Consider the following 11,031-nt stretch of genomic DNA (forward strand, 5'->3'; position numbering starts at 1 on the left):
TGCCGATTCTGGTGCAGATGCCGGTCTTTTTGGCTTTCTATTGGGTCTTAGTGGAAAGTATTGAACTGCGTCAAGCCGATTTCATCCTGTGGATTAATGATTTGACGGCAATGGATCCCTATTTTGTCTTACCAGTGCTGTTTGGTTTATCGATGTGGTTCCAGCAAAAGCTGAATCCGATGCCTCAGGATCCGGCGCAGGCGATGATGATGAAGATCTTTCCGATTGTCTTTACCGTCTTTTTTGCTTTCTTCCCGGCAGGTCTGGTGCTTTACTGGGTGGTCAACAACCTTCTATCAATAGCTCAGCAGTGGTATATCACTCGTAAAATGGGTGCGTTGTAACCCTTTCAGCAGGATAAGCAGAACTCCACTGTTTACAGCTGAGTAAACAGAGTTATTTATGACAGAGCATTACACCGACACTATCGTAGCCATTGCCACTGCGCCCGGCCGCGGTGGTGTCGGTGTTGTGCGTTTATCCGGCCCTGAAAGTGCTCAGATAGCCGAGCAAATCTGCGGCAAACTGGCACAAACCCGTCAGGCAAAATTCACCCACTTTCGAGCAGCCGATAAAGAAATTATCGACAGTGGCATTGCGTTGTATTTTGCCGGACCCGCCTCGTTTACCGGTGAAGATGTCATCGAGTTGCAGGGGCATGGCAGTCCATTGGTGATGGCTAGACTATGTCAGCGAGCAGTTGAACTGGGTGCCAGAATGGCTAGGCCCGGAGAGTTTTCTGAACGCGCATTTCTCAATGGCAAGATGGATCTGGCACAGGCTGAAGCCGTTGCAGATTTAATTGAAAGCTCAACCGAACTGGCTGCTCGTAGTGCAATGCGTTCGTTGCAGGGGGAATTTTCCAAAAAGGTTAATGACTTCTTGCAAGAACTGACCTATTTAAGAATGTTTGTTGAAGCCTCCATTGATTTTGCCGATGAAGAAATCGATTTCCTCGGTGAAGCTCAGGTGGATAAACAATTACAGCAACTACTGGCAACCCTGGCAGGTATTCAAGGCAGTGCCCGACAAGGCCGCTTATTACGCGAGGGCATCAGTGTGGTGTTGGCCGGACAGCCCAATGCTGGCAAATCCAGTCTGCATAATCGGCTGGCGGGCCATGATGCAGCTATTGTGACTGAAGTAGCCGGTACAACTCGTGATGTATTACGAGAGCAAATTCATTTGGGCGGTTTGCCACTGCGTATTTCCGATACTGCCGGCCTGCATGATGCCACCAGTGATATCGTTGAGCTTGAAGGTATCCGCAGAACGCAGAACGAATTGGCACAAGCTGATCATATTCTGCTATTAATTGATGATAAGCTTGGCATGACGGAACAGGATACAAAAATCCTTTCTGCTTTACCGAGCGATAAATCATTTACCTTGATTCGAAATAAGATCGACCAAAGCGGCCATGCTGCTGAAATAACGAATGAAAATGGCATATCAGTGATCTATCTATCCGCAAAAAGTGGCGAAGGGATGGATTTGCTGACACATCATTTATGCGAGGTAGTAGGTTTTCATCCGGAAGAAGAAGGGGTGTTTATGGCGCGTCGTCGACATCTGGATGCTTTGCAGCGCGCTCAACAAGCCATTGAAGCAGGCTATGACTGTCTGACAGGTATGGGCGCGGGTGAATTACTCGCGGAAGAACTGCGTATTGCTCAGTCTGCTCTGGGAGAGATTACCGGGACATTCACGACTGAAGACTTACTAGACCGCATCTTCTCCAGTTTTTGTATTGGTAAATGATCTTTTTGCAGGCATGTCATGTTCCCAAATCAAGACACCCAAATCAGTGATTTGCATGAAGTACGGCATCAACATATCCTCAAATTAGTTCAGCAAAGCGGGGTCAAACAGCTTTTGGACTTAGGCTGTGGCTCAGGTACTTTTCTGTGGCAGCTGTTAAATGAAACGCAGATTGAGCAGGTTATTGGTGTTGAACAATCCAGCTTATCTATTCTGCAGGCGCGTGAAAAACTGGCAGCATACCTTCAGCAAACTCCATCCAGAATAAGGTTAATTAACGCATCATATGCTGAACCGCATCCAGAGCTTTATGGTTTTCCGCTGGCAGTGATGATTGAGACCATTGAGCATATTGAGCCGAGACTGTTATCCAAGGTTGAACAAAATGTTTTTGCAGTGATGCGTCCAAAACAAATCATACTGACAACACCTAACTACGAATACAATCCGCTATACGGGCTATATCCCGGACAGTTTCGGGATCCGGATCATCAGTTTGAATGGACTCGGCAGAAATTTCAGCAATGGGCCAGAGGCGTTGCTGCCCGTCATAATTATGAAGTACATTTTTCAGGAATTGGGCAGGCAGATCTGCAATTAGGTTCACCCACCCAGATGGCAGTATTTCACTAGGGCTTGTTGATCTTTCATCTCACAATAGAGGCGGAGATGAAACCTAGGTCTGAAACTCAACTGTCATGGAATTGCCACTCAAATGCCATAGTCTGAGAAGCATGATATCGTCTTGCGTTACAATGTTTAACCATTCCCTTAGGCAAACCCAAACTAAATAGGAGCCAGCATGCTACGCCTATACAAAATTGCTCATGGCTTAATTAAGGAAATCAAAGTTGAAGGCGAGGTATTGGGGCATCATTTAAAAGAAGCCGACTGGATTGATGCGTTGGAGCCCGATGATGATGAACGCGCATTACTCGCGACTTTGTTCAGCGATGAAGTACCCGATGTCGATGATGTAGAAGAAATTGAGGCCTCGGCTCGGTGCTTTACCGATCAGGATGGTCTGCATGTGCATTCATTATTTCTGGGTTACTCAGAAGGGCGACATCACACGGTTTCGGTCGCGTTTATTTTGCAGCCGGATAGACTTATTGCCATTCGTGATGGTGAATTAAGTGATTTTCGATTATTACGAATGCGAGCTCGCCGTGGGCAGGTGAGTTGTGAGACACCAACGGATTTACTGATCACCCTGTTGGAACAAAAAGTCGAAAATCATGCCGATAATCTCGAAGATATCCATCGCCAGCTAGAACGGGTCAGCCATCTGGTTTTAGAAGATGAAAGTGCTGATCTGGAAGATGCCATCAGTCAGTTAGCGCGTTTGGAAGACAGTAACGGAAAGATCCGTTTATGTTTAATGGATACCCAACGTGATATTTCTTTTTTGTTGCGTCACTTACGAGAGCCGGGTGCATCACGGGAAACCTTATATGAGATATTGCGAGATTTGGAGACATTGATGTCGCATACGACATTTTTATTCGATAAGATAAATTTCTTGATGGATTCCACTCAGGGGTTTATCAATATCCAACAGGCACAGATCATTAAAACGTTCTCGATTGCCGCGGTGGTGTTTCTACCACCAACATTGATTGCCAGCATTTATGGAATGAACTTTAAATATATGCCGGAGCTGGATTGGAGCTTCGGTTATCCATTTGCTATTGGTCTGATGGTGGCAGCAGGCATGGCGCCCTACCTTTATTTCAAACGTAAAGGCTGGTTGTAAAATCTTCATAGGAGTAACACAGATGAGTCGACATTTTGATAAAGCAGAAGGTTTGAGTGAAACGCATGATCCGGCCACACATGATTATGTGTTTAACCAAACAATGTTCCGCATTAAGGATCCAAAACGTACCCTGAAGTTTTATTCTGAAGTGATGGGTATGACACTTATCAAACGTTTTGATTTTCCGGAAATGCAGTTCACCTTATATTTCATGGCGGCTATTTCACCGGAGCAGCGGCAGGATTGGTCGGACGATAATGATGAGCGCATCAAACAAACCTTTGCCCGTCCAGCTATGCTTGAATTAACCCATAACTGGGGAGATGAAGACAAAGATGAGGTGGCTTATCATAACGGTAATAGTGAACCACGGGGCTTTGGTCATATTGGCTTTGCCGTTCCCGACATTGATGCTGCCTGCGCGCGCTTTGAGGAGTTTGGCGTTCCATTTGTCAAACGCCCTAATGATGGCAAGATGAAAGGTATCGCGTTTATTCAGGATCCAGATGGCTACTGGATAGAAATATTTACTCCTGATCGTCAGCCGAATTTGCTGAAAGATCACCTTGCTTAAGTTCTTCAGTTTTAGTTGAGCCGCTTCCAAGTGGTGGGCTGGCAAAAACCTGGATTCTATCAGGCAGCTTTTTAGCCTCGTACATTGCCTCATCGGCATATCGCACCAGTTGCATGGCATTACTGCCATGCAACGGATATACCGCGATACCAATACTGACGCCGATATGCAGGATTTTGCCGTCCACTTCATATGGCAGTCTCAGACACTCGCAGATTTTTTCGGAGGTCTGCTGAGCATTGGCAACATGATGAATATTTTGCAGTAAAACGACAAATTCATCACCGCCAATACGTCCGACAATATCTGCCCCACGTAAACATTGTCGAATACGGTTGGCAACCTGTTGCAGTAGTAAATCACCGATAGCGTGTCCATGCCTATCATTGACCGGCTTAAATTTATCCAAATCCAGAAATAATACTGCGAGGGCCTGTTTCTCACGCTCACTTAATACAATGGCTTGATTTAGATGCTCGGTAAAGCTGGCACGATTGGGGAGGCCGGTCAGGGTGTCGTGATGCGCCATATGCGACATACGCTGCATCATCAGTTTATGTTCAGAGATATCTCTGGCAATTCCGGTAAAGGAATCCACCTCGCCATTATTATCAAATAACGGTGCGGTATTACTGCGATGCCAGCACCAATGCCCATTAAAATGTTTTATCCGGTACTCAATACCACTGTGTTTCTGTCGACTGAGACGTACTTGCTGCAAAAAATTGTGGCAGGCCGAGACATCATCGGGATGAACAAATTGATCAAAATGTCGACCGATAACGTCACTAATTGGATGACCAAGGATTTCGGTCCAATTGGGTGATACATAGGTAAGCAGGCCATCCAGCGACAATGAATAGATAATGTCATTGGCATTTTCAACAAAGGCCCTGAACTTTGACTCGCTTTCGTTCAGAGCTGTCTCGTAGCTTTTACGTTGCGTAATGTCATTACCATAGCCGGTCCAGACAATAGTGCCATCAGCTTCACGTATGGGAGTGTCATAGGCTTCAATCCAGATGGTATGGCCATTTTTAAGGACCATGCGAAATTCACTATGCCAGGCACTGGCGGTTTCAGCAGATTGAATGCTTTCATTGATGACCCGTTGATAATCATCCGGGTGAATCATTTTCAATAATACAGAGGCATCTTCAGCAACCTGTTGCTGGGTTACACCAAATAAAGCTTCTAATCGGGAGCTGGTGTAGGTGTATTGGAATTTACCGTCAGGGGTTAAACAAAGCTGATAAATAAAGCCGGGTAGATAAGATGAAACAGCACGTAAATGATTGAGCAACTCATTATCTGTTGAAGTGGACCGGCTCTGTTTGCCGTCGGGCGGGGAGTGCATCATGCCTAGTTAACACCATTTATTTTTTATTTAATAATAGGCTGATGCATTTACCCATTCAAGTATTTATGTGGCATAGCGCACAGAGGTTCAGTATTTCCAGGTTGCAGGAGGCTCACTTTTCAAATGATCTATAAATACTCTGGTGCGCCTTGATAAATGTCCATAGGGATACATTAACCAGATCGGCAAACTGGGACCATGCCAGTCCTCCAGGCAACGTTGCAATTTGACGGTGTGCTGACTTATGCTCAATTCAGCTAACCAGTTCGGATAAAGTCCCAACCCTTTACCTCTAGCAATGGCATCAGCCTGCATGATGAATTGATCGGCTGAGATCTGGGATTGCTGTGGGGGTAATTGAAATGGTTTTTTATGAGGATGTTTTAATAGAATATTCTGTGTCGAGTGCTCCAGAGTATCAACCCATTTATGTTCAGTCAGTTGATGCGGGTGAAGGATTTCTCCTGCCTGTTGCAGATATTCCGGGCTGGCATAAATACCCTGTGAAAGCTGACCCAGACATTCATGGCGAAGCCCATTCTCTGTTACGGGGCCCAGCCACAAAATGACTGATTCACCAACGGTGGCCTGAGGCAGGTTGAATCCGGTACGCATTTTAAGATGCAATTTTGGATGCTGCGTCATCAGCATTTCTACTTTCTCGCTAAGCCAGCGGCAGCTGAAAGCATTATGAAAGGTGAAATCAAGCGTGCCACTTACCTCAAGTTGCAGAGCATCCAGTGCTAACTGACTTTGCTGGGCAAGATCGATAAATTGCTGACAATACTCGGCAAATATCTGGCCTGCCTGAGTTGGGATAAGTCGATTGGATTCCCGTCGAAGTAATTGCTGACCAACACGTTGTTCCAGTTGGCTGATACGTCTGCTTAACGTGGATTTAGGAATAGCCAGTTGTTCTGCGGTAAACGTTAAACTGCCAGACCGAATGATTTCAACAAAGGCTGTCACCGCTCTCATATCTGGCAAAACTGCACGATCATTCATATGTAAGCCTGTTCAGGTTTATGCAACGTTATGTTTATGATTCAATACTTTTCATTACAAATAATAAGCATTATCATTTGCATTAAAGGTTTGGATTGTAATTGATTAAGTGAATGATCGCCAGGGATTGTATATTTTCATCTTCGAATAAGTCCCAGGCTGATGCGAAATTCACTTGGTTTAAGCATAAAGGGAGCTTGGTTAAGAAAGCATTAACAATAGGGTCTGCTGATCTGTTATAGCTGTCTCTGAAAGATAAACAGACCCTAGGCGCCTTATCTGAAGGTTTGAATGGTTCCCCAATTTATTGTTTGTTTGCCCTTTCCCGATGTTACTGCAAAGTGCATCGGGTTTTTTTTGTCTCTAAATCGTTGTGGATTTTTTATTCATCTCGTTTTCATACTTTTCGTTAAGTTAATGAAAACCTAAAGCAGTGATGAAAAAGAAAGCACAACTAATTTCATCAGCTGGGTGTTTTCAGGTCATTATTATGGATTTCACCTTTGTCATTGAGCATATCGTCATGCTCCTGCATTTTCCATGGCAAAATGCCTGGCGATATATGAATGAAATGCATGTATTTCTCGAATTGATTTAGAATGTCATCAATGACTTCCTGCTGATCAAAGTTAAACACATCATAGGCCGCGCCACCCCTCCGCATAAAGACTTCTGCACGGTAATAGCGCTTGTCACCATCTTCACTTCTTGCCATTTGTGGATAAGCAAAGGTGGGCATGGCATAGCCACGCATACGAATTTCATAGATGAAATCCAGTTCTTCTTCTCGAACCACTTCTATATACGCGCGATGCTGGGTGTCATCAAAAAATACAATAACCGGCCAACCTTTCTCTTGCAAAACCGTTTCAACTTTCTGCATGGCCGGATGAGCCGTCGTTTTGATAAATTCTGCCACTTGTTGATAATCCGGATAGTGAATCAACCCTGCCAAACGTTTCTTCCAGTTACCCGGCCGGTGTTGCGAGCTATGCATGAAGGCTGACAAACTGGCTTCACGATGACCTTCAATCGCTAAAGCACGCCACATTCCAATCGCTGCCAGCACCATAATGATGGCAAACGGCAGGGCACTGGTAATACTCATGGTTTGCAAGGCACTTAAGCCACCGGCAATTAGCAGTGCAGCCGCCACCAGACCTTCCAGAGATGCCCAGAAAACCCGTTGCCATACTGGCGTGTTACTGGCGCCACCAGACGCTAAGGAGTCAATGACCAGCGACCCTGAGTCGGAAGAAGTAACAAAGAACGTCATAATCAGAATAACGGTAATAAATGACACTATTGATGTTAGAGGTAATCGTTCATATAGCTTGAACAAGGCAATCGCAGTGTCATTCTGCACTTCCGTAATGAGTGCGGTATACCCCTGATTCATAATCATATTGAGGGCCGTATCCCCAAAAATGGAAAACCAGATAAAGGTAAAAATGGTCGGCACCAGCAGCACGCCAAAGACGAACTGCCGAATGGTGCGACCTCGGCTTATTTTGGCAATAAACAGTCCGACAAACGGTGCCCAGGCAATGGTCCAGCCAAAGATAAATAAAGTCCAGTTACCTATCCAGTCACTCCGGGTATAAGCCTGCAGATTGAAGGTCCGCTCAACAATATTGTTCAGGTAACTGCCAGTGTTTTGTAAAAATGTTTCCAGAATGAAAATACTCGGTCCAGCCAGAAACACAAACAGCATTAATGCAACGGCCAGAACCATGTTGAGAATGGATAACCTTTTAACACCTTTATCAAGTCCAGCCACCACGGATAGAATAGCCAGTAAAGTGATACCGGTTATGGTCACAACCTGAACAAAGGTACTGACCGGGATGCTGGGCCATAAATAATTCATACCAGCATTGATCTGGGCAACGGACAGGCCAAGCGTTGTAGCAATGCCGAATAGGGTCCCTAAGATAGCAATAACATCCACAGTATGGCCGATTGGACCATAGATTCGCTCGCCGATAAGCGGGTAAAGGGCAGAGCGCATTGATAACGGCAAGCCATGGCGAAAGGCAAAATAAGCTAAAACCAGACCGGTTAGACCGTATATGGCCCAGATATGAAAGCCCCAATGGAAAAAGGCAATTTGCATGGCTTGTTTAGCCGCATCAACCGTTTCGGGGGCTCCTTGAGGTGGCGAGGCATAATGCAATACCGGTTCGGCCACCCCGAAGAATAACAAAGCAATCCCGTAGCCAGCTGAAAACAACATCGCAAACCATGCAGGAAAGCTGTATTGCGGTTCGGCATGATCGGGGCCTAATTTGGTTTTTCCCCAACTTGAAATGGCCACGGTTACGATAAAAACAAGAAAGAAAGCCACTGCCAGCATGTAAAACCAGCCAAAGGTTTTGGTCAGATAACTGAGTGTCGCAGCAAAGGCTTCGCCCGCTAATTCTGGATTGCTGATTGTGCCTATTACTAACAGTAACGTAATAATAACGGCAGGAAAAAACACAGGAACCAGAATAGTAGAGGGGATCTTTGAATCAGCTTGCATGCTCAAACTCCGATTTTGATTCGAATGAATCATTAGCGTCATGCAATATTAACGTGAATGGTTTGACCAGATGCTGACAATGCGAAGTGAGAGATAGACGCTTACATCATCGGCATATTGCATGCCGGGTGGTGTTGGGGAAAATCACCGTACAAACCGAATACAGTTTGTACGGTGAAGTATTCGTCTAGCCTTTAGGACCGAGAAAGAACCAAATAATAAATCCTATTACCGGGAAGAACAGTAATATCAAAATCCATAACACTTTGGCTAAGGTACCGGCACCACTTTTCGCTACTTTGAGAATGGCCCAGATAACAATAATCAGCCAGATTAAACCTAATATGCCACCGACTTCTAGATCCATTTTGTCGCTCCTTTGCTAGTTCAGATAAAAATTTAATTCCGTCTTAGCATAACGATAAATCAATTGTTAAACCAACTCTTTTCATGGCGTTGCCGGTTCAATCACCTCGCCGGAGTATGCTTTTAGGCCTCCACCCAATGCTTTATAAAGTGTTAACTGGTTACGTAAACGTGCCAGCCGGGTATCAATTTGAGCTAACTGGGCATCAATATGACTGCGCTGCGCATCCAGAACTTCCAGATAGCTGTCCACCCCGGCATCGTAACGGATTTGAGCTAATTCCAGGCTGCGATTGGTTGCTTTGGTTAAATCCTGTTGAGCATCCAGCTGGGCATCCAGGGTTTCTCTTGCCTGCATTTCATCAAGCACCTCTTTGAATGCCCGCTGAATGGTTTCCTGATAGCGGGCAATATTGATGTCTTTTTCTAACTCAGCGACATCCAGGTTTGCATCATTCACACCCCAATCAAGTAAAGGAACTGATAGCTGTGGAGAAATCTGCCACAAACGATTACCGCTATCACTCAGATCAGAAGGGGTTGAGCCACCAATACCAATGGCGGTTGTCAAACTGATACGTGGAAAAAAAGCTGCTCTTGCAGCACCAATATTGGCATTGGCAGCTTTAATCTGATGTTCGGCCTGCATCACATCCGGTCTGGCCAACAACACTTCAGAAGACAGATTCACCGGTAAGTCCTGCAATAACGGATCATCATCTTCCCAATCAGCCTGCCAATGCTGACGATCCAGTCTTTGTCCAACTAACAACTCCAGCGCGGTAAAGTTTTGATTGGCTTGCTGCTGAAAACTCGACTCGGCAATACGCGCTTCATGTAATGCTGTTTCAGCTTGTCTTAACGCAAGTTCTGATGCCAGACCAGACTCAAAGCGTTTGTTGATCAGTTCATAACTTTCTTCCCGGGCTTCGCGTGTGGAGCTGGAAAATTCCAGCTGGGCAACGGTGGCCTGCCAGCTGAACCAGGCATCGGCCACTTCAGAAACTAATGTCAGCTGAATACTTCTACGGCTGGCCTCACTGGCAAGAAACTGTTCCAGAGCGGCTTGCTGCAAACTGTCAATCCGACCAAAAAAGTCGATTTCCCAGGCCGAGATTCCAACACCAATCTGGTATTCCTCATAAATTCCACCGCCACCAACAGTCTGGGTGCCGGAGCTAACGCCTTCAGGTACGCGTTGACGAGTGGCGCTTGCAGTGCCATCGACTGCTGGCAAAAGTTCGGCACGTTGGATTTTGTACTGTGCACGCAATTGCTCTACCTGCAACACCGTGGCCCGAAGGTTACGGTTATTTTCCAGTGATAATGCAATCAGTTGTTGCAGCTGCTCGTCTTGGTAAAATTCCTGCCAGCCTGTATCAGCAGCTAACGAGGCATTAACGACAGCGTCACTGTCTTCCAGCATCACTGGATTCGCAGGACGTTGATAATCGGGAATCATCGAGCAGGCGCTGAGCACTGCTGATAATGTCATTACAGAAATCAGTTTCAATTTGGCATTCATGCCGATTCTCCTTGAGAAACCTGCTGTTTAGCAGGTGTTTTACCAGTAATTTTTTGTGCCAATGTAAAGATCACTACAAAGAACACAGGAATAAAAAATATTGCCAGGCTTGTTGCTGCCAGCATGCCGCCAAATACGCCGGTACCAATCGCATTTT

At 45.5% G+C, this 11,031-nt stretch carries 10 protein-coding genes; 5 read left to right on the top strand and 5 right to left on the bottom strand.

Annotated elements, in window-relative coordinates; all coding sequences use genetic code 11:
• The 5 genes from yidC to gloA form a co-directional block, all read left to right on the top strand.
• Window positions 1–344, top strand: a 344-nt coding sequence (yidC, locus tag B3182_RS11955; protein ID WP_292752873.1) for a membrane protein insertase YidC, incomplete at its 5' end; no start/stop codon positions are given.
• 58 nt (window positions 345–402) lie between these two features.
• A complete protein-coding gene (gene mnmE / locus B3182_RS11960; protein ID WP_292358396.1) occupies window positions 403–1,761 on the top strand; it encodes a tRNA uridine-5-carboxymethylaminomethyl(34) synthesis GTPase MnmE in 1,359 nt (452 codons plus the stop codon).
• 18 nt (window positions 1,762–1,779) lie between these two features.
• Window positions 1,780–2,394 (top strand): methyltransferase, encoded by a 615-nt coding sequence (locus tag B3182_RS11965; RefSeq protein ID WP_292358394.1) that lies wholly within the window; start codon window positions 1,780–1,782, stop codon window positions 2,392–2,394.
• 169 nt (window positions 2,395–2,563) lie between these two features.
• On the top strand, window positions 2,564–3,517 hold the full coding sequence (corA, locus tag B3182_RS11970) for a magnesium/cobalt transporter CorA (RefSeq protein WP_292358392.1): 954 nt from the start codon (window positions 2,564–2,566) through the stop codon (window positions 3,515–3,517).
• Between the two features lie 22 nt (window positions 3,518–3,539).
• On the top strand, window positions 3,540–4,094 hold the full coding sequence (gene gloA, locus B3182_RS11975) for a lactoylglutathione lyase (protein WP_292358390.1): 555 nt from the start codon (window positions 3,540–3,542) through the stop codon (window positions 4,092–4,094).
• Here gloA and B3182_RS11980 read toward each other — a convergent pair.
• The 5 genes from B3182_RS11980 to B3182_RS12000 form a co-directional block, all read right to left on the bottom strand.
• Complete coding sequence (locus B3182_RS11980; protein ID WP_292358388.1) at window positions 4,048–5,454, bottom strand: sensor domain-containing diguanylate cyclase; 1,407 nt, start codon at window positions 5,452–5,454, stop codon at window positions 4,048–4,050. The two genes, gloA and B3182_RS11980, sit on opposite strands and share 47 nt — an antisense overlap.
• Before the next feature lie 87 nt (window positions 5,455–5,541).
• A complete protein-coding gene (locus B3182_RS11985; protein WP_292358387.1) occupies window positions 5,542–6,459 on the bottom strand; it encodes a LysR family transcriptional regulator in 918 nt (305 codons plus the stop codon).
• 463 nt (window positions 6,460–6,922) lie between these two features.
• Window positions 6,923–8,983: a BCCT family transporter gene (locus B3182_RS11990; protein WP_292358385.1), complete on the bottom strand. Its 2,061-nt coding sequence runs from the start codon at window positions 8,981–8,983 to the stop codon at window positions 6,923–6,925.
• A gap of 187 nt (window positions 8,984–9,170) precedes the next feature.
• Window positions 9,171–9,350, bottom strand: coding sequence for a PLDc N-terminal domain-containing protein (locus tag B3182_RS11995; protein ID WP_292358383.1), 180 nt, complete (start codon window positions 9,348–9,350; stop codon window positions 9,171–9,173).
• 81 nt (window positions 9,351–9,431) lie between these two features.
• A complete protein-coding gene (locus tag B3182_RS12000) occupies window positions 9,432–10,874 on the bottom strand; it encodes an efflux transporter outer membrane subunit (RefSeq protein ID WP_292358381.1) in 1,443 nt (480 codons plus the stop codon).
• Window positions 10,875–11,031 lie beyond the last annotated feature (157 nt).

The organism is Methylophaga sp. UBA4204 (genome assembly GCF_002379485.1).
Classification (GTDB): domain Bacteria; phylum Pseudomonadota; class Gammaproteobacteria; order Nitrosococcales; family Methylophagaceae; genus Methylophaga.

Excerpts from the sequence above, each read along its gene's own strand:
- B3182_RS11985 (WP_292358387.1), bottom strand. The coding sequence starts at position 6,459 with ATGAATGATCGTGCAGTTTTGCCAGATATGAGAGCGGTGACAGCCTTT.
- B3182_RS11990 (WP_292358385.1), bottom strand. The coding sequence starts at position 8,983 with ATGCAAGCTGATTCAAAGATCCCCTCTACTATTCTGGTTCCTGTGTTT.
- B3182_RS11980 (WP_292358388.1), bottom strand. The coding sequence starts at position 5,454 with ATGATGCACTCCCCGCCCGACGGCAAACAGAGCCGGTCCACTTCAACA.
- B3182_RS11995 (WP_292358383.1), bottom strand. The coding sequence starts at position 9,350 with ATGGATCTAGAAGTCGGTGGCATATTAGGTTTAATCTGGCTGATTATT.
- B3182_RS12000 (WP_292358381.1), bottom strand. The coding sequence starts at position 10,874 with ATGAATGCCAAATTGAAACTGATTTCTGTAATGACATTATCAGCAGTG.
- B3182_RS11965 (WP_292358394.1), top strand. The coding sequence starts at position 1,780 with ATGTTCCCAAATCAAGACACCCAAATCAGTGATTTGCATGAAGTACGG.
- mnmE (WP_292358396.1), top strand. The coding sequence starts at position 403 with ATGACAGAGCATTACACCGACACTATCGTAGCCATTGCCACTGCGCCC.
- corA (WP_292358392.1), top strand. The coding sequence starts at position 2,564 with ATGCTACGCCTATACAAAATTGCTCATGGCTTAATTAAGGAAATCAAA.
- gloA (WP_292358390.1), top strand. The coding sequence starts at position 3,540 with ATGAGTCGACATTTTGATAAAGCAGAAGGTTTGAGTGAAACGCATGAT.